General features: G+C 47.9%; 21 protein-coding genes and 1 riboswitch. Of the genes, 8 read left to right on the top strand and 13 right to left on the bottom strand.

The genetic code is table 11. The features are described 5' to 3' along the window. Nucleotides 1–24: 24 nt before the first annotated feature. Complete coding sequence (locus GA520_RS16305; protein WP_163338582.1) at nt 25–504, top strand: PAS domain-containing protein; 480 nt, start codon at nt 25–27, stop codon at nt 502–504. A gap of 75 nt (nt 505–579) precedes the next feature. Here the strand turns inward: GA520_RS16305 and GA520_RS16300 are convergent, their stop codons facing one another. From GA520_RS16300 to GA520_RS16255, 10 genes are all read right to left on the bottom strand, one after another. Next, nucleotides 580–2,235: a sulfatase-like hydrolase/transferase gene (locus GA520_RS16300; RefSeq protein WP_163338583.1), complete on the bottom strand. Its 1,656-nt coding sequence runs from the start codon at nt 2,233–2,235 to the stop codon at nt 580–582. 97 nt (nt 2,236–2,332) lie between these two features. Then, nucleotides 2,333–2,818: a hypothetical protein gene (locus tag GA520_RS16295; RefSeq protein WP_163338584.1), complete on the bottom strand. Its 486-nt coding sequence runs from the start codon at nt 2,816–2,818 to the stop codon at nt 2,333–2,335. A 244-nt stretch (nt 2,819–3,062) separates the two neighbouring features. Continuing rightward, nucleotides 3,063–3,782 carry an isoprenylcysteine carboxylmethyltransferase family protein gene (locus tag GA520_RS16290; protein ID WP_163338585.1) on the bottom strand — a complete coding sequence of 240 codons (720 nt, stop codon included), beginning with the start codon at nt 3,780–3,782 and terminating at the stop codon, nt 3,063–3,065. A gap of 277 nt (nt 3,783–4,059) precedes the next feature. Further along, nucleotides 4,060–4,509 carry a DUF1566 domain-containing protein gene (locus GA520_RS16285; protein WP_163338586.1) on the bottom strand — a complete coding sequence of 150 codons (450 nt, stop codon included), beginning with the start codon at nt 4,507–4,509 and terminating at the stop codon, nt 4,060–4,062. A gap of 54 nt (nt 4,510–4,563) precedes the next feature. Continuing rightward, nucleotides 4,564–4,637, bottom strand: a riboswitch (cyclic di-GMP riboswitch). Between the two features lie 302 nt (nt 4,638–4,939). Continuing rightward, the gene (locus GA520_RS16280) at nt 4,940–5,206 is read right to left on the bottom strand and encodes a hypothetical protein (protein ID WP_163338587.1); all 267 of its coding nucleotides are present in this window, start codon (nt 5,204–5,206) and stop codon (nt 4,940–4,942) included. Between the two features lie 53 nt (nt 5,207–5,259). Further along, nucleotides 5,260–6,534 carry a Ni/Fe hydrogenase subunit alpha gene (locus GA520_RS16275; protein ID WP_163338588.1) on the bottom strand — a complete coding sequence of 425 codons (1,275 nt, stop codon included), beginning with the start codon at nt 6,532–6,534 and terminating at the stop codon, nt 5,260–5,262. A 1-nt stretch (nt 6,535) separates the two neighbouring features. After that, on the bottom strand, nt 6,536–7,357 hold the full coding sequence (locus GA520_RS16270; protein ID WP_163338589.1) for an NADH:ubiquinone oxidoreductase: 822 nt from the start codon (nt 7,355–7,357) through the stop codon (nt 6,536–6,538). Continuing rightward, nucleotides 7,357–8,259, bottom strand: a complete 903-nt coding sequence (locus GA520_RS16265; RefSeq protein ID WP_163338590.1) for an FAD/NAD(P)-binding protein — start codon at nt 8,257–8,259, stop codon at nt 7,357–7,359. Before GA520_RS16265 ends, GA520_RS16270 begins: the two co-directional genes overlap by 1 nt. Beyond that, on the bottom strand, nt 8,252–9,301 hold the full coding sequence (locus GA520_RS16260) for a 4Fe-4S dicluster domain-containing protein (RefSeq protein WP_163338591.1): 1,050 nt from the start codon (nt 9,299–9,301) through the stop codon (nt 8,252–8,254). The genes GA520_RS16265 and GA520_RS16260 overlap by 8 nt, the downstream gene beginning before the upstream one ends. A gap of 366 nt (nt 9,302–9,667) precedes the next feature. After that, entirely contained in the window at nt 9,668–10,159 is a 492-nt protein-coding gene (locus tag GA520_RS16255) for a cyclic nucleotide-binding domain-containing protein (protein WP_163338592.1), read from the bottom strand. A gap of 249 nt (nt 10,160–10,408) precedes the next feature. Between GA520_RS16255 and GA520_RS16250 the strand changes: the two genes are divergently transcribed. Further along, nucleotides 10,409–11,677 carry a diguanylate cyclase gene (locus GA520_RS16250; RefSeq protein WP_163338593.1) on the top strand — a complete coding sequence of 423 codons (1,269 nt, stop codon included), beginning with the start codon at nt 10,409–10,411 and terminating at the stop codon, nt 11,675–11,677. 98 nt (nt 11,678–11,775) lie between these two features. Here the strand turns inward: GA520_RS16250 and GA520_RS16245 are convergent, their stop codons facing one another. From GA520_RS16245 to GA520_RS16235, 3 genes are all read right to left on the bottom strand, one after another. Continuing rightward, entirely contained in the window at nt 11,776–13,137 is a 1,362-nt protein-coding gene (locus tag GA520_RS16245) for a response regulator (protein WP_163338594.1), read from the bottom strand. Then, nucleotides 13,121–14,275 (bottom strand): alcohol dehydrogenase-like regulatory protein ErcA, encoded by a 1,155-nt coding sequence (gene ercA / locus GA520_RS16240; RefSeq protein ID WP_163338595.1) that lies wholly within the window; start codon nt 14,273–14,275, stop codon nt 13,121–13,123. The genes GA520_RS16245 and ercA overlap by 17 nt, the downstream gene beginning before the upstream one ends. A gap of 375 nt (nt 14,276–14,650) precedes the next feature. Next, nucleotides 14,651–15,046, bottom strand: coding sequence for a MerR family transcriptional regulator (locus tag GA520_RS16235; protein ID WP_163338596.1), 396 nt, complete (start codon nt 15,044–15,046; stop codon nt 14,651–14,653). 274 nt (nt 15,047–15,320) lie between these two features. Between GA520_RS16235 and GA520_RS16230 the strand changes: the two genes are divergently transcribed. The 6 genes from GA520_RS16230 to GA520_RS16205 all read left to right on the top strand — a co-directional run bounded on the left by GA520_RS16230 (nt 15,321) and on the right by GA520_RS16205 (nt 21,367). Continuing rightward, nucleotides 15,321–16,466, top strand: a complete 1,146-nt coding sequence (locus GA520_RS16230; protein WP_163338597.1) for an acyl-CoA dehydrogenase — start codon at nt 15,321–15,323, stop codon at nt 16,464–16,466. Nucleotides 16,467–16,613: 147 nt separating this feature from the next. Then, the gene (locus GA520_RS16225) at nt 16,614–18,593 is read left to right on the top strand and encodes a heterodisulfide reductase-related iron-sulfur binding cluster (protein WP_163338598.1); all 1,980 of its coding nucleotides are present in this window, start codon (nt 16,614–16,616) and stop codon (nt 18,591–18,593) included. Nucleotides 18,594–18,824: 231 nt separating this feature from the next. Continuing rightward, nucleotides 18,825–19,598, top strand: coding sequence for an electron transfer flavoprotein subunit beta/FixA family protein (locus tag GA520_RS16220; RefSeq protein WP_163338599.1), 774 nt, complete (start codon nt 18,825–18,827; stop codon nt 19,596–19,598). Between the two features lie 11 nt (nt 19,599–19,609). Continuing rightward, entirely contained in the window at nt 19,610–20,524 is a 915-nt protein-coding gene (locus GA520_RS16215; protein ID WP_163338600.1) for an electron transfer flavoprotein subunit alpha/FixB family protein, read from the top strand. Between the two features lie 73 nt (nt 20,525–20,597). After that, nucleotides 20,598–20,909 (top strand): hypothetical protein, encoded by a 312-nt coding sequence (locus GA520_RS16210; protein ID WP_205749294.1) that lies wholly within the window; start codon nt 20,598–20,600, stop codon nt 20,907–20,909. A 32-nt stretch (nt 20,910–20,941) separates the two neighbouring features. Further along, on the top strand, nt 20,942–21,367 hold the full coding sequence (locus GA520_RS16205) for a thioesterase family protein (RefSeq protein ID WP_163338601.1): 426 nt from the start codon (nt 20,942–20,944) through the stop codon (nt 21,365–21,367). Nucleotides 21,368–21,391 lie beyond the last annotated feature (24 nt).

Raw genomic sequence — 21,391 nt, 5'->3', positions numbered from 1 at the left:
ATTTGTTCGTACTGTAGAAAAATTATGGGAGAAAAACAACCCATTGAAGATACAAGACAAACACATGGCATGTGCAGTGACTGCCATTCGAGGGTGATGAGGCAGCTTGAGGGGATATCATTTGCTGATCTCCTGGACGATTTTGACAAACCGGTAGCCATTATCAACGAAGAGGGCAGAATAGCAGCTGCCAACAATAAAGCTTTGCAGATGTTGGGCAAGCCGTTGGAGGAAGTTCAAGGGTTTCTAGGTGGAGAGGCAATGGAGTGTGCATACGCAAGGTTACCTGAAGGCTGCGGCAATACGATCCATTGCTCTGCCTGCACTGTCAGGAATCTCGTCGAGGATACACAAAGGACCAAAAAATCGTCTACAAAAACGAGAGTATTCTTGAAAACAGATGAGGGTGAGCTTGAGATCTTACTTTCTACTTCATATGTAGATGAGATGGTACGAATCGTATTTGAAGAAATTACTTTAGTGTCCCCATCGGGGAATGCTTGAAACCCCATGCCTTGAGAGGAAGTCATGTTGAACATAACGAAAATATTGACAAAAAGGGCAGTTTTAGGAGGTGAACTAATTACTTTCAGCCTCTGTCGGGTATATTGAGAACCATTGCCTGACTGATCCACGACCATGGAGATCTCCTACAAAAAATTCCGGCAAGGTACCTGGTGAATCGTTCAAAGATGCTCCATAATGGGTTCGGCTCCACGACTTGTTGTAACCGGCAAATCCAAGCAGCGACGAAAATATCTGAAAATGATTTGTCTTGTTGTAACTGGTCACATGAACCACCTTGAACTTTTCTAAGATTGCCTCGTCATTGGAGAAAATTATCATAGGTACAATACCCTCGAATCGATTCGCCCCCGGCCTGCAGTGAGTTGCAAGTGTTCCATCGTCGACGATATTTTGCCCGTGATCACTCGTATATACAATGACGAAACTCTTAAAGGATCCGCTTTCAGAGAACAAGTTTTTAAACCAGTCATCAACACTCCAACGTATTCCATTCATATAAGAGTTTAGTGCTTTTTCCCTGTCACTCATTGGCTCACCTTGCTTAAGCGTCGGGGTAAACAAATTATACTCTTCGGGATAGCTCCTGAAGTAGGGAAAATGAATTCCGTATTTATTAAACATGATAAAGGTTTTACCGGGTCGCTTGAGGAGATCGATTAATTTGTCGCGAGCAACTCCATCGCTTTCATAGGCGGTTTTCTGTCGAACTCTTATGATTTCATCTACGAAAGACGCCTCATGTTCATTCATGAAGTTTTGGTAGTTTGCCCATTCATCAGCACTCTGGGCATCCAGGTAAACATTGTAAAATCCAGCTTTTCTGGTGAATTGCCAAATCGAAGGTTTCTTTAAGGTCATTTGATTGTGGTCTGGAATCTCCTTTTTCCTTACCCCCGTCCTGAGAATGAGGTTGGAATAATCACTGCAGTTTGAAGCTGAAGCAGCTAACCCCAAATTCACGATTCCACTTTCCAGAGAGAGAAGATAGGGGGTGGTGTTTTTTTCGAAATTATTGATTCCCAGAATGTCCGCACGAATACTTTCATCCACCATCAGGACAATCTTCTCAACCTGTGGATCTAAAGAACCTGAGTACGTAACCGCAGATCTTTCACCATCGTAAATGTGACTAAGACCGGCAAATGCCAGCATTGACGGAATCCTGAAAAACGAGGGATATCGATCAGAAAAGCCATGACTGTATTGCAGGCCAAAAGTGGTAAGTATCACTGCGCTTACTGGAACGAAATAAGCCTTTGGGGGGAGATTGAATTTTAGAAGTTCCGGTAACCGCTCGATGAAAATAATAAATGGAAGAAAAAGTATTACAAAAGGCAGTGCAGCCAAGCCAAAATTCTCAACCACTGCCCAAAACCACCATTGAAAATTCTCCACGATAATGACTGCCTGCTGGAAATCTAAAGGCTCGCTTGCGATACTGAAACAACCAATATTAAAAAGAAAGAAAAACAGAAAGAAAGGTAATGTTATTTTGCGAAAAATACTGCGGCCGCTAAGGAACAGTAAGAATGCGCTCAGCAGACTCCAAAAGAACAACATCAATGACAGGGAGAACTCGATTAGTTTGCCTTGATTCCATAGAAACCGAAACGGATAAAAAAAGTCGACGAAAAAACTAAATTCTATAAGCAGGAGAATAGCAACCGACCCGAGAGCGATAGATTTTCTCAATGTCAAATCTGCCATAGAAGTTACTCGTCAAACCATTAATAGAAAACCATTCTCAGCATGTGATATCAGTGAAACGTAGCTCTTAGGACGTCGCCTCGACTGCGTGACTATGTTAATCCCTCTTCTCAAGAATCCGCTTCATGCTCTCCCCCTCTTCCTTCATATGCTTCCTTATACTTAAAAGCCCTTGTTCAAGTCTGTTTCTTGCCAGCAGCTTGACCAAGCGTCCCACGCGAAGCACACATGACGCAGTGAACACGCATGATCCATTTCGCGTTTCGATAATGAAAGTATTTCGGGGGAAATAGATTCGAAGGAGACGGGAGACGGGCACGAATTCGATTTTCCTGTTCGGCACGACCTCCTTGATCAGGAACTTGAGCTTGTGCAGTTTTCCGTGGAGGTACTCTTCGGCATACACGATAGAGCCCTGCTGGCAAAACTTACCTTTGATCAGGCGAAACGCTACATGGTCATCTGGATGCCAGGCCTGGTAGCTTGCATCATCGACAATCTGAAGGAAGAAGCCGAAGACCTTCTCAGGGCTCGTGTTGATCTCAATCGAATTGGTGAGTACAATTTCTTCCAGTAGCTTCATTATTTGCTGTTACATAACTAAGAGTGTTTTATCATTGGTCCCGCCCTGATTGATTACACCTTCGTCCTCCCTGGCATTCCGGAATCTCGCTTCTGCAAAGTTGGCGGTAAGTGAACCAAGGCAGGAGCGTGAGCGACACACCGGCATTGGGTTCACTTGAACGCCCGTGTTAGGCGGCGCGCAATTTTCTCAGCTGGACCTCTATCTCTGATTTGGTACACTCACGACTCACGACTCAGGTCTCTCAGTATATCCCAGGAATCAACCGATAGCGCACGTGTCGCGCATAGTTGCGATAGCCCGGCAACTCGTCTTGTAGAGTCTGGTCTTCCAGCACCGTTCTCATCACTGCGATGATGAACGCCACCGCCACCGGAATAAGTGTCCACATCGAGCTTAAGGCCAGCACCATACCTGGGAGTGCCAACATGCTTCCAGCATAGCCCGGATGTCGCACAATCCGATAGGGGCCACTATCACACACCACATGCCCTCGATCCATCTGTATCCGCACCACGCTGGAGAAAAAGCGGTTCTCTATCAATGCCCACGCAGAGAAAGCGTATCCGAGCGAGATGAAGAGAAAGCCAAGCACGATGAGCCATAACGGAAATACGGGTGACCAGTCAAAGCGATGATCCAGCCCGGCCACAATGACCAGTGGGAAACTCACACTCAGCGCCATCAACGGCGCAAGTACTTTATCCCAGGCTTTCGCACTTTGGAGTTTCTTCATATTCTGTCGTTCGGCCACTAATCCAGGATGCCGCTGTTCCGCCCAAATGCGTCCCACCAGACCGGCGGCAACAATCAGCAGGGAATAGCCCCACGCCTGCCACCAACCGATATCCCCTCCGCACACCAAGAGAACCAGTGGTATGAAGAGGTGCACTACAACTATATTGATCCATTGGCGAGGGGATGCTGCTTGGGCTGCCTTGGGATCATCTGTATTCGGTGGCATCTCATTCCCTCAAATCACATAGTTTTTATTGAGCGCCCAACGCCGCAAATCAGCCGCTTGATTTTTACGTCGGTTAAATTTTTCACCTGCCTCGATATGGACCAGATAAGCGTAGACTTCGAAACACCAAATTTTAGGATGGAAACTATTTATATGCTATGTTGTGCAACATAATTAAGGCCACTGAGTAGACTGCGTTCAATGGCCTTAAGAGTTTAGATTTGATATTTGAGATGTAATTATTCCAGCTAATCCGATTTTAGGATTGAAACTCTTATCAGGGACGTACAGCTTTAACTGTTCCTTTTTTATCTTTAATCCATCGAAATTCCGGCCCATCACAATAGACATTACTTTCCCATTGTCCAGCTTCAGTATTGTACGTTTTTTTAACCCAATGGTTTCCACCTGTTTCCATAGGGCAATCACTCTTTTTCATCTGAATCAGTGTCGACATTTTAAGACATTCATCTGGAGTAGGCATCCGCCAATCATCATATCCTCCTAAATTGAGTGACTGCACATATTGATTAGCATCTTTATAACTTGAGAACTTTTGACTTTTCTCAACTTGCCACATTAACCCTGAAGGATATTGGCGACAAATGCCGTTACCCATATTTTCAAGGTACTCTGTTTTACTACTCTTTGCACAAGAAGACAAAAATAACACAAAACCCAAGATGGTGGTTATTGCTATGTAATAACAATATTTATCTTGTTTCATTTCCCCCTCCTTTTTATCAGAATTAGTATAAAAAACAGTCGAACTACCATCTCCTGAGGCGGCTTGGTTATCTATTGAGACCCGTAGCTTTCCGTCTCTGTCTTCCGGCAGATTTGGCTTTTTCTCTGATCTCATAATCTCTGAGACCATATATAGAAATAGACGTGCAAATGCGAGAAAGGTTACATCGTATTTCCTGACTAATTATTTCAGCAACTGAGCTCTGGTCTCAGCATTGCCATTCGAATATAAACAGCTCTGTCTTTTCCGGTAACTTAAGGTGCTTCCACCACCCAAATCCCGTTGCCTTCGGTTAAACGATGTTTATGAAAATGATATGTGGAAAATTGGTAATACACGGAAATCTACCAACGGTTTCCTGGCATCTGGAGTGGTATATCACCGATTATCTACATCACGTTTCAAGTATCTACTCAGATAACCGCTTGGCAATGCGCTGATAGGTTTCTTTCAGCTCCTCACCAATTATCTTGGCCTTGGCAATGTATTCGTCAGAGGTTTCGATCGTCTCGTCTGTAATTCCCGAGGCTTTTGACTTTAACTGATCCCATTTCTTCTCTGCTTCTTCAAACTCACCTTTGGCCTCCATTGAGGCGAGATGCATCTTCAGTTTCATTTCGTCCCGCTCTGTTTTCAGCTTTTCGACAAGTTTGGAAAGTTCTCCCTTCATCTCCATAGTTCACCTCCGTCATGGTTGCTTTTTTGAAGTTATTTTCCTGTAGGTAATGGTTAATGGACAGAGCAGGAGATACACGGATCATAGGCCCGGATGAGCATGGATGCGAGCTTCTCAATTACCTTGTCCGCGAGTCCTGCTCTGGCAGAATCCGCTGCTAATTGTTCTAGATCAAGCTGTATGTTGCCGTGATTCTGGCTTGTGGGAATGACACAATCGGCCTTGGTGATCCGGCCATGGGCATCAAAAGCATACATATGGTACAGAATCCCTCTGGGAACCTCCACCGCTCCTACTCCTCTTGCCTCCCTTGCTTCTATTTGGACGCGCGGTGTCTGCCAGGGCTGCCCAAGAAGCCGGTCGATGATAATGCGTGAATCCTCCACTACATGAATACATTCAACCAGTTGAGCAGCCGTATTAAGAAATGGGTTGCTGCAGGTCGGCAGTAGATTGAGACGCTTTGCCAGTTTTCCGGCAAGCGGATGAAGAAACCTGCCATTGTTGTTTAGCCTGGCAAGTGCCCCAACCGCAAAGGAAGCTCGTGACAGCCTGCTCCATCGGGAAGTTGACTGCCGTACCTGATATTCATTGGTCATTTCCAGGTACTGTTCCTCTTTTTTCCGCATACCATCCGAAGATATAAGCGAGCCACCAATAAAGGGGTAGTCGTACTCGCCCTGTAACGAGACATACTCGGTTTCTCTCTGAAAGTCCGGAAAGGAGAATGAGGCTACTATATCTGCTGCAGTCATGAGGTCCCTTAAGGCGAGTTCCAGACGACGCAGCAGGGTTTCCACCGCTTCTTTTGTCGGCAACATGGTAAATCCGCCAGCAACCGCCCTGGTGGGATGGAGCCTTCTCCCTCCTATCAGGTCGGCACCATCATTGGCGAGTTTTTTCAAACGGGTTGCAAGGTCGACTACTTCAGGCCTGGTGGAGCTCAGCGGCAGGATGCTGTTACAGTCCAGAAAATCCGGGGCCGCCAGAAAAAAAATATGCAGGATATGGCTTTGCAGGGTTTCCATATGCTTGAGCAGCAGCCGGAGTTGACGGGTCTGCTTCGGGGGCTGATATCCGAAAGCCTGTTCGATCGCACGGATACTCGCCAGCGTATGACCGATAGAGCAGATGCCACAAATGCGGCTGGTAATGACCGGCGCGTTTTCCCAGCTTTTTCCAACCAGGATAGGCTCGAAAAAACGTGGTGACTCTACCACCTCCCACAGAGCCTGTTCAACGCGGCCTCCACGTATCCTGATGTTAATATTGCCGTGCCCCTCGACTCTCGTCAGGTGGTGAATGTTTACTTCCAGGTTTTTTTTCATATCACTCCTGGCTGGTATCGGGAAAATGGTTTTCCCTGCGCAGCCGATCGGCCCATTTATGAAATCCACCGAAACATTCAAGTCGATCGAGCAACGTTTCGACTGGGATTCCCTTTTCCAGTACACTCGTGAGCAACTGTTCGAGATTCGTAACCTCTGCCGGACCGCGGCATCCATAGCAGCCTGTGCCGCCGGCCGGGCACCAGGCATCGCATCCTCCTCGGGTTACTGGTCCGAGGCAGACTTCATCAAGATCGAAAAGACACACGTAACCATGAGCCGTACATTCCATACAGACTGGATATTTTGGGTGTCTGACCGGTTTCCCGACTACAAGATCGGTAATAATTCTTTCTACCTCGTCCTTGTTGACCGGGCAGCCATAAATCTCCACATCGACCTGAACCACGGCGGATAATGGAAGAACTTCAGGCAGCGGCGATATTGGTAGTGTCCCGGTCCCATAGACCTGCTGATAGGGCCAGTCCCGATTCATAAACCGGTTACGCAACTGATTGACGCCCCCGAAACAGCTGCAGCTCCCAAAAGCGACGAGAGTAGCTGCTTTTTCCCGGATTGTTTGAAGATGTTCGATATCCTCTCTGGTACTGACGCTCCCTTCCACAAAAGCAATCTGATAGTCGCCTGAAGGTTCGCTCATGGCCTCTCGAAATTCTACGATCTCCAACAGGTTGAGGAAATCGAGCAGTTTATCCTCATTGTTGAGTAGTTGAAGCTGGCATCCCTCACAAGAGGCTAGTTCAAAAAAACCCACTCTTGGCCGGGAAACTGACACCTCCAGATAGGTCAGCTCGTCATTCATCAGATAGCCTCCTTGAGGTTCATGACCGACCAGTAGTCAAAGACCGGACCGTCAAGGCAGGTATATGTCGAACCGATACTGCACCGGCAGCATTTCCCCTGGCCACAATGCATCCGCCGTTCAAGTGAGACGAACATGTGGTGCATCGGCAAACCTGCAGCCGTCAGCCTGTCACAGATTGCGGTAAACATCACCGGGGGGCCACAGACAATAGCGAAGGTATTTACCTCGAGTGGGCGAGCAGGGGTGAGAAGATTTTCCAGGAGTTCGGTAATAATGCCAACCGGACCCGACCAGTTGTCACCGGGATGATCAACAATGAACCGTAGAGTAGCGTCGCTCCTTCTCCAGCTGTCATGATCGCCTGCAAAAAGGAGTGAAGCGGGAGTTTTTGCACCATAGAGAAAATCGACGGAACCATAATGGTTTCTGTTTTCCAGTACTGCCAGCAGGGCGGACCTAAGCGGTACGATTCCCAGGCCGCCGGCAATGAAAAGGATGTCAGCCCCCTGCATGGCCTTAACCGGAAATGACGTGCCAAAGGGGCCGCTGACGCCAACTTGCAGCCCTCTGCTGACCCTTGCGAGAAACGAGGTGAGGGCTCCGGCTTTCCTGATGCAGAGTTCCAGATGCCCGTTGATGGAGGGGCTTGAGGCTATGGAAAATGGCGCCTGCCCGATGCCTGGAACCTCAAGCATCAGGAACTGACCTGGTTTGAATGAAAAACGCTCACGGGCATCCTCGCCGAGCAGTTTCAAGCGATAAAGTTTTTCGGTTTCCGTGAGTGAATAAACAGATGTGATTTCCGCCCTGATCCATGGTTCGGTCCGCTCACGTCCTGCTTCTGCGCAGGTACCATAATCGGCATGTTGAAGAGCATCGCGGGTGCAAAGCTTATCCATCGACTGCCGCCTCCTCACGGATGCTGGCTATAACCTCGGGAACAGTGATGCCGGCCAGGCAGGCTCTGCCACACCGGCCGCAGCCGACACATAGTGGTTCCTCATACGCTTCAACAAATCCACGATGTTTGTGATAGTATCGGTATTTCAACCGAACATGACTCTCAGGTCGGAAATTGAAACCGCCGGAGACTTCTGCAAAGTCGACTATATTGCAGGAGTATAGACGTTTCTTCTTACGTGCGCTTTTCAGGTCGAGGTCGATCTCATGTTCTGCCCCATAACAGTAGCAAGTCGGACAGACATTGGCACAAGTTCCACAGGAAAGGCAGCGTTTTCCCCATTCTATCCAAGCTTTTGCCTCAAATTCCAGGTCAAGAATCCGGATGAGATCGGTCGTATCAACCTCGTTCTCAAAACTCTTCCTGCGGACGGCAGAGGCATTCATAAATTGGGCATTAGCGTGGTTATCTGGTTCCCTGGTCCGAACTCCTCTCAATACCTCATAGGCCTTAGAGCTGTTTACTTCACAGAAATAGTCGTCCCCTATATCTGTGAGGAACATATCATAGCCGTGCTGAACGGTATCGCAGCCCAATGACCGGCAAAAACAGTGAGGTTGTGGCACACAGTCGATACCTATGATGAATGTGTTTCGACGCCTGACAGTATACTCTGGATCGGGGTAGGCTGTGTCGAGCAGCACCCGGTCGAGTTTGTTGAGCGCATTGATGTCGCAGGCATGCATGCCGAAAAAGACGGTTGGAGCCGCATTGTGGTGGTCTGACTTTTTCTCCCAGGTCGGTCCGTTCAGTGTGTACCTGGCTACGGTCTGTATGTGAGGCAGGAAGTGTTCTTTTGCCGAATGAGCGGTCATTGTATGGTCCAATACAAGGTCAGCAAAATCATAAAGAAATTCATACCCGTATATAGTAGTACCGGAAGGCGATATGGCTCTTTGAGTTGGTCCAATGACAGCGTTATAGGAAACAAGCTCGAAAAGAGTGCTAAGCTCATCTTTTGGTAACAGCAGAAAGAGCATAAACAACCTCGCCATTCAAGGATGGAGTGAGTTGGACCCTATCGAATTATACCCCCATAATATAGTCCTCGACAAACGAAATATTAAGCTAAGCGACATGAATGAGGCGTGTGGGTTTATTATAGGACAGGAGTCTGAATCAGTGACTGCGTTGCTTGTGGGGCTGAATTCCAGGGAAGCGGGCATCCTCCCTATACATGTCAGGTTTTCCAGATTTCCAGTATGGTTATGTCATCATTCTTTTCTGGGGCGTTATTTCCTCCCATTCCTTTATATGCTGCAAAATGATCTTGCTATAAAAAGGTGGACACATAGTGCTGGCTGTTGTTTGAAGTGCCAACTCCAATTTCATGTCAGACAAATCATCTATGTGAGGAGGTTTGGCTCGATACTTTCTGCAAACAGTCGTGAGGTTTCGCGAAGATGACTACAGAGAATTGTTGCTAACTTTCTGAGCAATTTTGTTCCACACCGGGGGTACTGGTCAACGAGCAGATTGAAGCTTTTCCTGGAAAGAATAAAGACCGATGTGGGCTCGATGGCGATTGCTGAAGCGGACCTCTTTTCCTGGTCGATGAGCGCCATTTCACCAAGTGTATCACCACGGGTCAAGGAGGCGAGAGCAACAGGGGTTTCTTTTTCGGTGTGTTTTGTGATTTCTATGCGACCGTCTATGATGATAACGAAAAAATCACCATCGTCTCCTTGCCTAAAAAGTGCTTCGTCCTCAACAAGTGACCGAATTTTTGAATGTTTCACCAGGATGTCAATCTCATCATCTGACAGGTTGGAGAAAAGTTCTATCTGTCGTACATTTTGCCTGATAGTTGAAGAGATTGCACCTGTTTGTGTAGTCACGTCTATACCTCCGGTAATTCGTTTTCTTTTAGGATACGGTAATGGTGCTCCAAAAGTCAAATCACCCTGTATCTTAATCTCAATCCGGGTTGGTTTTGGTACTATAATAACCTTCTTCCTATGACACCATTTCCAAAAGAGATTTATAATTGGTGCTTTTTATCAGTCTGACCTACAATATCTAAATTAGAGAGGCGGTTTCAGCCGCAATTGACAAGGGAAAGCAATCTTCATGAGAGGGACGATTTAATGCAAAATATTCTGCTGGTGGAAGATAGCAATATGTTTGGGAGGATTGCTAAAAAAAAGATCGAGAAAGTTTTTGATGTCCCTGTTTATTGGACAAAATCTCTTGCTGAAACTGAAAAGATTTTAGAGGTGGGAAAGGGCTCTTTTTCCATGGCATTGCTTGACGTCAACCTTCCGGATGCTCCCAATGGAGAGGTGATAGACCTCGTTGTGAACAGGGGGATATCATCTCTTGTGTTTACCTCCAACGTGAGTGATGAAGTGCGAAATCTTGTATGGTCCAAGAAAGTAGCCGACTATATTCTCAAGGAGGACCCAAACAGTCTTGAATATATTGTCAGTGCAATGCAGCAACTGGAGAAGAATGATGAAAACCTGATTCTGGTGGTTGATGATTCTTCCATGTACAGGAGCATGCTGTCTGATCTGCTCTACATTCGTAAATACAGAGTCATAAATGGGAATAACGGTGAAGAGGGACTCGACATTCTGGACAAATACCCGGAAATAAAACTTGTAATCACCGATTACAACATGCCGGTAATGGATGGGGCCAGTTTTTGTCAGAAAATACGGGAAAAAAAGAAGTCTGATCAATTGGCAATTATCGGGGTTTCCTCCGAAGATGACCCGTCTCTGGGAGCTCGCTTTTTAAAAAGCGGTGCTGATGATTTTATTGTTAAGGGCGGTTTTTTGGTTGAAGAGTTTTACAGCCGGGTGCAAAGGTGCCTGAAGCAGATCGATCTGTTTCAGCAGATCCGGGAAAGTGCCATCAGGGATTTTCTCACCGGCCTCTATAACAGACGATACTTTTTTGAGGCTGGTACTGAATTGGTTTCACGGTGTGAGCTAAAAGGAGAACCACTGTATTGTGCCATCATTGATATTGATAATTTCAAGAGTGTGAATGATACCTATGGACATGATGTCGGTGATATCGTGATTAAGGTGATTGCCCAGTCAATGAGGGATTTGAGCAGGGAAGAGGATATTGTTGCCCGAATTGGCGGGGAGGAATTCTGTATACTTGGACCTGTCGCATCGGTAGATGACGGTCTTGAACAATGCGAGACACTGAGGCAACATATTGCGATGACACCTGTTGCTGTCGGTGACGGGGGAAGTTTGGGCGTAAGTGTTAGTACTGGTGTGTGTTTTGCTCTTGGTGGAGACCTGGATAACCTGACGAAAAGAGCCGATGAGTGTCTGTATCGCGCCAAGCAAAACGGTAAAAACAGGGTGGAGTTTGTACGGGATGAACTGAAATAAATAACAACCTCCTGGTATCAGGGCAGTTGCTCCCTCTGCGTGTATGAAGTATCCATGATAGTGCGGCACTTGATGACCTGAAAACACGCTGCAGAAAGTTATCCGTCAAGTAATGTCCTGATAGCCTGATCCAGATCTTCGATAATGACCGGTTTCATCAGCAGCCGTGCCCTTCCCATTTCCTTGATTAGTTTATCATTTATCAATTCGGAAAAACCTGTACAGACAATGATCGGGGTGTTGCTCCTGACATCCCGTAATATGTTTATCAGGTCGGTGCCGTTCATCTCCGGCATATTCATGTCGGTGATGACCAGGTCAAAATTATGCGGAGTGTTGCTAAAGAGCTCTGCCGCTTCTTTGGGTGAGGTGGTGGAGGTAACTTGGTAGCCAAGATTCTCCAGGGTCAGCCGGATGATCGTTGCCAGGTCTTCCTCATCATCAACAAGCAGAATTTTCTCCGTGCCTCCCCTGATACGGCTCTTGTAGGCCCCGGCTTCAGGTACGTCACAGGCGGCATGTATTTTGGGGAAATAGAGATGAAAGGTGGTCCCCTTCATTACCTGACTATTGACTGAGACGTGCCCCTGATGTCCGGTAACGATACCATGGACCATGGCAAGGCCCAGTCCGGTGCCGCCCTCGCCCTGTTTGGTGGTGAAGTAGGGGTCGAAAATTCGCTCGGCCGTTTTCCTGTCCATACCACAGCCGGTATCTGTCACACTCACCTTCAGGTACTCGCCAGGCTTCAGGTCGAGCCGGGCGAACTGAATGTCTCCAGCATGAATATAGGTGTCCTGTAGCGTGAATGTGAGTCGTCCGCCATCACGTCGCATGGCGTGGTAGGCGTTGGTGCCCAGGTTCATGAAGACTTGCTGTAACTGGGTGACATTAGCCAGTATGGTACTTGACGTGAGGTCAAGCTTGTGCTCAATGGTGATCGATTTCGGGATCATGGCCCGCAGCATGGAAATTGTATCCACCAGCAGGGTCGATAACTCAACCGCTTGCAGGTCGCCTTCGTGATGACTGCTGAAGCTGAGAATTCTGCGGACCAGATCTTTGGCCCGGCCTGCGCTTTTAAGGATGCCTTCGAGGTTGTTCTGTAGAATGTCGGAGGATGTTGAACCGGCTGAGGGAATATGGATGCGGGCAAGCTCGGCGTAACCGACAATGGCAGAGAGGATATTGTTGAAATCGTGGGCGATTCCTCCAGCCAACGTGCCTATGGCCTGCATCTTTTGTATTTGCCGGAGCTCCATCTCCATTTGTTGCTGCCGTTCTTCAACCCTGGTCCGCTCCCGGATTTCGTTAAGAAGTGCTTCATTTGCCTCTTCCAGTTGGCTGATACGTTTCTGTAATTCAGGATAATAGCTCTTTTTCAGAGATCGTTCTCCAAGCCCGATAATGGACTGGCGCATCTGTTCCCGTTGCTTTTCAGCCTCAGAGGGCTTCTTCATAGAGGACCTCAATATCTCGTTGAGACGGGACTCTCGGGTTGGTGATCATACATGGATCCTGGATAGCTTTTTGGGCAAGGTTTACTATATCAGAAGATTGCGCGCCTCTGTCTCCGAGATTTCCGGTTATCCCAACCTGTCTGCGGATCCGGTTCAGGCCTTCTATGATTGTCTGTTGTTTCTCCAGGCTGCTTTTGTTGGTAAGATCCAGCCCGATGGCTTTGCCAATCTCGGTGTATTTGTCTTCGGCTTGTGAGTAGTTGAAGGCTACGACATGGCTGAGCAGAATGGCATTACATTCGCCGTGAGGCATATCCAGATATCCACCGAGACTGTGGGCCATGGCGTGAACCGCACCAAGACTGGCATTTGAGAAGGCCAGGCCTGCTTCAAGACTGGCACGCATGATATACCCTCGATACTCCATGTTGTCGGGTTCACGAATGACCGATTCAAGATATTTACCTATCAGTCGGATGGCCTCCAGCGCATGAATGTCGAAGATGGGAGAGTTGGCGGTGGAAACATAGGCCTCAATGGCATGGACCAGTGTATCCATGCCGGTACAGGCTGTGAGATAGTTGTCCATGGTGAGAGTCGTTTCTGGATCTATCAGGGCCACATCCGGAACGGTTGCCTTGGAAATTATTGCTTTTTTAACCTGTTCCCTGGTGTCGGTGATGATCGCGAACTGGCTCACATCAGCCGATGAACCTGCTGTGGTCGGGAGGCAGATAAGAGGAGGTGCGGGGCTGGGTACCTGGTCTATGCCCTCGAAGTCAAGAATGTGGCGGTGGTTGGTCACGACAACTCCAATACCCTTGGCACAGTCCATGGGGCTGCCACCGCCTATGGCAACGATTACGTCACACTCTTCTTCCTGGTACGCAAGAGCCCCCTCCATAACTTCCTCGGCACGCGGGTTGGGGGATATCTCCGCAAAAACTGCAGCCTCAATTCCTTCCTCATTCAGGGACGCCTGAACAACCTTGACCCAGCCAGCGTCTATAACCCCGCGGTCGCTGACAATGAGTACTTTTTTTGCCCCGAAGTTCCGGGCGTATCTGCCGCATAGAGACAGTGCCCCCAGGCCAAAAACGAATTCGGGAGCAACGAATTTTCGTAATTCAAGAGACATGTTGTATAGATGGTGCTATTGCATAGTGTACCTGAATAGTAAGTTCCCATCCTGGAACTGCCCTTTTGGTCCATATCTTCGTTATGCTCAAAACTTTATCCTTGGAATATCAGTTATATGCCTGTGGAGAAATTTTTCACATGCCTCAATCTGGAACAGATAAGCGTAGACTTCCAAACGCCTCGTTTGAGGATGGAAACTAGTTCGTAAAGCTTGGTTTGTTTTTCAATTATCACCATCCGGTGGTTGTTTGTCAAATGAGATACAGCAAGGTACGCCATGCATAGGAGGAAATTGCAGTATCAACCGGGGCGGTGCACTACGTTGTCTGGCGTGGGAGGGAGAGTGGCTGCGGTAGTGATGGGAAACAGCCAGTTACTGTTTTTGACTGCTTAACATATCTGTGATGCGAACCCGGTATTCAACTATATCCTGCCTGAGGGAGGAGAGGCTTGCCATCTTTTCATCAACCTTGGCAATGTGCTGGTCAAGGATCTCGATCAGTTTGGGGGTGATGGTTTTGAAGTTCTGGGCGTTGATGTCAAAGATCTCACCGAGTTGGTGGATTTCCTTCAGGGATATGCCCAGTTGTTTGAGTTTGAGTATGAACTTGAGGCGCAACACATCCTGGTTTGCATAGGTTCGGGTTCCGCCACCCAGCCGTTCGGTCGGTCCCATGAGTCCGATCTCTTCATAGTAGCGGATTGTCCTGGTGGTGATACCGAGTTGTTTTGCCAGTTCCCCGATTTGTACGTTATTTGGGTTTTTCATGAGTTGTCCTTTGATACCTTCCGTGCAAAAGCGCTGTACCGTTCCAACATTTTGGGGTTGAAGCTTGACCTTTACGTAATTTATATGGCAAGAGTAGCATAACACTTTTAATAATGTCAAATGAAATTCCCAGTGTTTCTGGTTTTATCTTCATGAAATGATTGCAGGTGGGTGAATAAAAACAGAAAACGTCTTGACCTTTACGTAAACAATTTGTATAAGGTTTCTATAATAAACGGAAGTCTTTATATTGAACAGTTCAGGAGCGCATGGAATGAATTTTGAACTCAACGAGGAACAGGCTCTTATCAGGGAGATGGTCAGGGATTTTGCTGAAAAGGAGATCGCTCCTTCGGCAAAGCAGAGGGACGAAGAGGAACGTTTCGATCGTGACCTCATGTTTGGAAGGCTCGCCGAACTCGGTCTTACCGGCATCGTTTTCCCTGAGGAATATGGCGGAGCTGGTGCGGATTACATCAGTTATGCTCTTGCTGTCGAGGAACTCTCCCGTGTGTGCGGTTCCACCGGAGTGACATTGTCGGCTCATCTCTCGCTTTGCGCAAATCCCATATTTCTGTTTGGCAGTGAGGAACAGAAACAGAAATATCTGACCCCTCTTGCAGCCGGTGAAAAAATGGGCGCCTTTGGCCTCACCGAACCCTCTGCAGGGTCGGATGCGGGCGGCACAAAAACAACTGCCGTAAGTGATGGCGGTGAGTGGGTCCTCAACGGGACCAAGATCTTTATCACCAATGCAGGTGAGGCCGAGACCTATGTTGTCTTGGCCAGGACTGATAAGGATGCAAAGAAACACCATGGTATCAGTGCTTTTATTATTGAAAAGGGAACCCCAGGATTCACCTTTGGTAAAAAGGAAGAGAAGCTGGGTATCCGTTCTTCGCCTACCATGGAGCTGGTGTTTGAGAATTGCCGGATACCCGCCGAAAATATGTTAGGCCAGGAGGGGGAAGGCTTCAAGGTTGCCATGAAGACTTTGGACGGAGGGCGGATCGGTATCGCTTCCCAGGCTCTGGGTATTGCCCAGGGTGCGTTTGATGTTGCAGTGGAATATGCCAAGGAACGAAAACAATTCGATACCCCCATCGCCCGGTTTCAAGGCATCCAGTTCCAGCTTGCCGATATGGCGACCCAGATAGAAGCGGCACGGTTTCTGGTGTATAATGCGGCGTATCGGGCCAGCAATAAGCTGTCCTACTCCCAGCAGTCCGCCATGGCTAAATTGATGGCGAGTGAGACGGCTATGAAGGTTACCACCCAGGCTGTACAGATTCTGGGCGGTTATGGGTACACCCGTGAATTTCCGGTTGAGCGCATGATGCGTGATGCAAAAATCACCGAGATTTATGAAGGGACAAGTGAAGTACAGCGGATCGTGATAGGTTCGTCGCTTACCCGCTAAAGTGTATGAATAAAGGTATAAAGGTATTACAGAGTTAAAACAGTAAAAGGCAAACACCCCGCAAGGGGGAATAAGTTACTGAACGAAATGATTTTTTTATAAAAGAAAATACAGAAATCATTTCTACGTCACTAATTGGAGAGAACGATGGAATTTACCCGCGAAATCTACTGGAATGTCGGACACGGTGCCCTGACCCTGGTCCCGATGTATCTTTTGGTTATTGCGGCTATAGCCGTTGTGGTAAAGGTGGCTATGCAGCGGATGACGGTATACCGACAGGGATTACCGCTCAACAGGACTGATAATGTCGGTGAACGTATAAAAGATATGCTGGTTAACGTCCTGACACAGAAAAAAGTGATCCGGGTAAAGGTTCCCGGCATTTTTCACGGGCTTTTTTTCTGGGCCTTTTTCTTGTTGTTAATTGGTACGGGTCTGATTGTAATCCAGGCGGATTTTACCGATCTGTTATTTAACGTAAAGTTCCTTACAGGCACTTTTTACAAACTGTTTTCAATTGTTCTTGATCTGGCAGGTCTTGTGGCCATTGTCATGCTCGGGGCCCTCTTTGTACGGCGTTATTTCTATAGACCGGAGGGGCTGGAAACCAAGACAGATGATGCCATCATGCACGCCTTGATGATGATTATCCTTTTGACCGGTTTTGTCATTGAGGGCGCCCGGATGGCGGTTACCGAAATGGGAACACCTTTGGCCCCCTGGTCACCTGTGGGTGCTTTTGTTGCCCAGATGATCGGCTGGTTGGGGGAAGATGGGCTGCGGACACTGCATAAACTCACCTGGTGGTTCCACCTGTTGTTGGTTATGGGCTTTATCGTACTCATCCCCTTTACCAAGTTTCGTCATATCCTTACCACCAGTGCTAACTATTTCCTGGCTGATCGTGGCCCGAAAGGCAAATTGACCAGCCTTGATCTTGAAGATGAGGATGCAGAGACCTTTGGCGCAACGACCGTAAAGGAACTGACCTGGAAAGACATCTTTGATGCGGATGCCTGTACACTTTGCAAGCGCTGTCAGGATCGTTGTCCCGCCTTTAATACCGATAAACCACTTTCGCCCATGAAGATCGTGAACCAGATCGGCGAAGTCGCGGAGACGGATGCTGATGCCAGCCTCATCGACACCTTGACAAAAGATGTGCTCTGGTCCTGTACAACCTGTCGTGCCTGTCAGGAAATCTGTCCGGCCTCCATTGAACACGTGGGCAAAATTGTTGAACTCCGCCGTTCCATGGTGCTTATGGAAGGTGAATTTCCGGGCGAAGAGGTAATGGCGGCCATGGAGGCAACGGAAGTAAACGGCAATCCGCTCGGTATCGGCTACGCTTCACGTGGTGAGTGGGCCGAAGAGCTTGGGATCAAGACTCTGGCAGAGGATTCGGAAGTAGACGTTCTCTATTTTGTCGGTTGTTATGGCTCGTTTGATAAACGAAATATCAGTGTTGCAAAGAGTTTTATCAAGCTGTGCCAGGCTGCCGGTGTGAAAGTCGGAATTCTAGGTAAGGAAGAGAAGTGTTGCGGGGAACCGATGCGTAAAATGGGTAATGAATATCTCTATCAGGGCATGGCCATGGAGAATGTAGAGACGATCAATGCCTATGGTGTAAAGAAAATCGTCACCACCTGTCCTCATTGCTACAATACCCTGGAAAAAGATTATCGTGATCTCGGTTTGGAGATAGAGGTTGAAACGTACACCCGTTACCTCGAAAATCTTATCAATGACGGACGATTACAGATTAAGAGCGAGGGCCTTTCATGTACCTATCACGACTCCTGTTATCTGGGACGTCATAACGATATCTACGATGCACCGAGAAGCCTGATTGCAGCAGCGGGTGGTCAGGTCTCGGAGATGGTGAAGAGCAGAGATGAGGCCTTTTGCTGTAGTGCAGGTGGCGGCCGGATACTTGCCGAGGAAAAACTCGGTGAGCGAATGAATGTGAAAAGGGTGAATATGGCGGTTGAGACAGGTGCGGATATCCTGGTGTCCAACTGTCCATTCTGCCTCACTATGTTTGAAGATGGTGTGAAAGGTGCCGAGGTTGAGGACAAGCTGCAGCCAAGGGATATTGCAGAGATTCTAGCTGAACGCCTCTAGGAGCCCGTCGGAGAAAACCCTTTTTCCCCAAATCGACGTTATTGTCAGAAAATTGATGCTCGCAGGTAGCGCAGACTCCGATATCCGCTATATGGCATCACTCAATTTCCTGCCAATGCCTTGATGTGAGCAAAAATGGTAATTCTCCGACACACTCCTAGGCATCCTTTAATCGGATAAATGTAGAAATCACCTCAATATTACGTAAATGAGCAATACTGGAGGATAACGATGAAAATTCTGGTTTGTATAAAGCAGGTTCCTGATATGGAATCGAAGTTCAAGGTCGCAGCAAGTGGTACCTGGTATGACGATCAGGACCTCGCCTGGAGAATGAACGAATATGACGAATACGCCGTAGAGCAGGCAGTGCAGTTGAAAGAACAGGTGAAAGATGCGGATGTAACCGTACTCTGTATCGGTTCTGACAAGGTGAAGGAGACCATGAAAAAGGCCCTGGCCATGGGATGTGATCGCGGTGCCCACATCGCCGACGACGAATCGTTTGGTAAGGAACCCTACCAGATCGCAGGTATTGTAGCAGAGTACGCCAAAGATAAAGAGTTTGACGTTATTTTTACCGGAATGCAGTCCCAGGACAGGGGGAGTGGCCAGGTTGGGATACTGATCGCTGAGATGCTTGGTTTACCAAGCATATCCACTGTTGTTGATTTTGCTTTTGAGGGTGGTGCTATTAAGGCGAAGCGTGAGCTGGAAGGCGGTATCAGGGCAAACGTAACGGTTCAGCTCCCGGCTCTTGTTACCTGTCAGCTTGGCTTGAATACTCCGCGTTACCCAACCCTGCCTAATATCATGAAGGCAAAAAAGAAAGAGATGATCTCCACCCCGGTTGCCGACCTCCTCAAGGTTGAGGCACGGCAGGAGACAGAAGCTGTCTATTTCCCGGAGAAGAAGGGTGGCGGTCTGGTCCTTGAAGGTGAGGCTGGAGATATCGCTGAGAAGCTGATTGCTATCTTGAAAGATAAAACCACCGTTCTGAAGTAGAGGAGGATGAAATGAAAATAGTATTGGTAGCAGAATACAGAGACGGAAAACTTCTCGCTGGTTACGGTGAACTTCTTGGTTTTGCCAAGGCCTTCGGCGGAGAAACGGTTATGGTCGCTTTCGGGAATGAAAACGAGCTGCCCGCCTATGACGGTAAACTGTATTTAGGTGATACGGCATCGTGCGGCGAATATAACCCTGATCTCCATAAAAAGATGATTCTTGAAGTTGTGGATAAGGAAGGGGCCGATATGGTCGTCTTCTCCCACTCTTCTTACGGTTGGGATCTGGCTCCCAGGGTTGCTTGCAGTCTCGGTGCAGCACAGGTTTCCGAAGTCGTGGAGTTAAAAGATAAGACTCTGGTTGTTCCTGTCTGTAACGCCAAGCTGCGACGTGATGTTAAATGCTCTACGGCTCAAACCGTTGTCACCTTGCAGGCCGGTGCATTTACACCGATCGAATCTGGTGGCACGCCAACCGTTGAAACCATCAGTACAGATGTGTCTGGCCGGGTGATCTTTGAAGGATATGAGGAAGCTGAAGCGGGTGGCGTGGATCTCTCCAAGGCGGAAGTAATCGTCAGCGCCGGTCGTGGTATTGGAAAACCTGAGAACGTTGCCCTGATTGAGTCACTGGCCAAGGCGTTAGGTGGCGAGTATGGCGCAAGCCGTCCTGTCGTTGATTCGGAATGGGTAGAGCACAACAGGCAGGTGGGGACCACCGGCCAGACTGTTTCTCCGAAACTGTATGTGGCCTGTGGAATCTCAGGTGCGATCCAGCATTTAGCCGGAATGAAGAAATCTGAATTTGTTGTCGCAATCAACACCGACAAGGACGCACCCATCGGTGAAGTGGCGGATGTTCTGGTCGTGGCCGACTTATTGCAGTTTGTTCCTGCATTAACGGAAAAGGTCGAAGCGCTTTAACACGATTCTATCAGGGATTGAACGGGTGATCACTCCGTTCAATCCCTGTTGGTTTGTTTATTATATGGGGAGTATGATGATAGACGATATTTTCAAAGGGTTGCCGGACTTGTTTGTGGCCGGTGCCGTCGATGAGAAGGTTAGTTTTTATTTTTCCCTGGAAGGCGTAAAGAAAACAGTCACAGTCGATCCTGATGGTACTACCGTAGAAGATGGAAAAGCGGTGGATAATGCTGACTGTGTATGCAAAACCAGTCCGGAGTTTTTCCTGCGCATCTGGAATGATGGATACCGCCCCGGCCTCAAGGATTTCCTGACCGGTTCAATCAAGTCGAACGATCCTGACAAACTGCGGGTCTTTCTCAAGTGCTTCGGGAAAGATTAATTACCGTATAATCCCTGATACGAGGAAAACAAATGAGTTCGTTAACGGAAATAAAGGTCCGGGGCTATCATGCTGATTTTTACGGTCACGTTAATAATGCCAGGTATCTGGAGTTCTTTGAAGAAGACCGTTGGAATATGATGGAATCGAAGGTTGATCTTCGGGACTGGGCAGCACGGGGATTGGCATTTCTTGTTGTAAATATAAATGTTAATTATCGGAAAGCGGTACCGGTCGGAGAGATTCTGACGGTGTCGACTGCTGTCGAAACCATTAATAGCAGAAGTTCGGTATTGAGGCAGGAAGCCCGCTTTAAACGTTCTGGTGAAGTGGCGGCAGATGCACTTGTTACCTTTGTTATTATTGATAAAACCGGCAAAGCCGTCGTCATGGAAGGAGACATTCGCCAGGAGATCGAACACCTCGGGTCACCTACAGAGGCAGAAATGGCCGTATGATCCGGATTTGCAGCTTCTTTTCTG

Source organism: Desulfopila sp. IMCC35008, assembly GCF_010646885.2.
Taxonomy (GTDB): domain Bacteria; phylum Desulfobacterota; class Desulfobulbia; order Desulfobulbales; family Desulfocapsaceae; genus Desulfopila.
This window is presented reverse-complemented; position numbering and strand designations above follow the sequence as displayed.

Excerpts from the sequence above, each read along its gene's own strand:
- GA520_RS16300 (WP_163338583.1), bottom strand. The coding sequence starts at position 2,235 with ATGGCAGATTTGACATTGAGAAAATCTATCGCTCTCGGGTCGGTTGCT.
- GA520_RS16215 (WP_163338600.1), top strand. The coding sequence starts at position 19,610 with ATGAAAATAGTATTGGTAGCAGAATACAGAGACGGAAAACTTCTCGCT.
- GA520_RS16220 (WP_163338599.1), top strand. The coding sequence starts at position 18,825 with ATGAAAATTCTGGTTTGTATAAAGCAGGTTCCTGATATGGAATCGAAG.
- GA520_RS16295 (WP_163338584.1), bottom strand. The coding sequence starts at position 2,818 with ATGAAGCTACTGGAAGAAATTGTACTCACCAATTCGATTGAGATCAAC.
- GA520_RS16275 (WP_163338588.1), bottom strand. The coding sequence starts at position 6,534 with ATGAAAAAAAACCTGGAAGTAAACATTCACCACCTGACGAGAGTCGAG.
- GA520_RS16305 (WP_163338582.1), top strand. The coding sequence starts at position 25 with ATGGGAGAAAAACAACCCATTGAAGATACAAGACAAACACATGGCATG.
- GA520_RS16245 (WP_163338594.1), bottom strand. The coding sequence starts at position 13,137 with ATGAAGAAGCCCTCTGAGGCTGAAAAGCAACGGGAACAGATGCGCCAG.
- ercA (WP_163338595.1), bottom strand. The coding sequence starts at position 14,275 with ATGTCTCTTGAATTACGAAAATTCGTTGCTCCCGAATTCGTTTTTGGC.
- GA520_RS16225 (WP_163338598.1), top strand. The coding sequence starts at position 16,614 with ATGGAATTTACCCGCGAAATCTACTGGAATGTCGGACACGGTGCCCTG.
- GA520_RS16230 (WP_163338597.1), top strand. The coding sequence starts at position 15,321 with ATGAATTTTGAACTCAACGAGGAACAGGCTCTTATCAGGGAGATGGTC.
- GA520_RS16205 (WP_163338601.1), top strand. The coding sequence starts at position 20,942 with ATGAGTTCGTTAACGGAAATAAAGGTCCGGGGCTATCATGCTGATTTT.
- GA520_RS16235 (WP_163338596.1), bottom strand. The coding sequence starts at position 15,046 with ATGAAAAACCCAAATAACGTACAAATCGGGGAACTGGCAAAACAACTC.
- GA520_RS16290 (WP_163338585.1), bottom strand. The coding sequence starts at position 3,782 with ATGCCACCGAATACAGATGATCCCAAGGCAGCCCAAGCAGCATCCCCT.
- GA520_RS16280 (WP_163338587.1), bottom strand. The coding sequence starts at position 5,206 with ATGGAGATGAAGGGAGAACTTTCCAAACTTGTCGAAAAGCTGAAAACA.
- GA520_RS16210 (WP_205749294.1), top strand. The coding sequence starts at position 20,598 with ATGATGATAGACGATATTTTCAAAGGGTTGCCGGACTTGTTTGTGGCC.
- GA520_RS16270 (WP_163338589.1), bottom strand. The coding sequence starts at position 7,357 with ATGAATGACGAGCTGACCTATCTGGAGGTGTCAGTTTCCCGGCCAAGA.
- GA520_RS16285 (WP_163338586.1), bottom strand. The coding sequence starts at position 4,509 with ATGAAACAAGATAAATATTGTTATTACATAGCAATAACCACCATCTTG.
- GA520_RS16260 (WP_163338591.1), bottom strand. The coding sequence starts at position 9,301 with ATGCTCTTTCTGCTGTTACCAAAAGATGAGCTTAGCACTCTTTTCGAG.
- GA520_RS16265 (WP_163338590.1), bottom strand. The coding sequence starts at position 8,259 with ATGGATAAGCTTTGCACCCGCGATGCTCTTCAACATGCCGATTATGGT.
- GA520_RS16250 (WP_163338593.1), top strand. The coding sequence starts at position 10,409 with ATGCAAAATATTCTGCTGGTGGAAGATAGCAATATGTTTGGGAGGATT.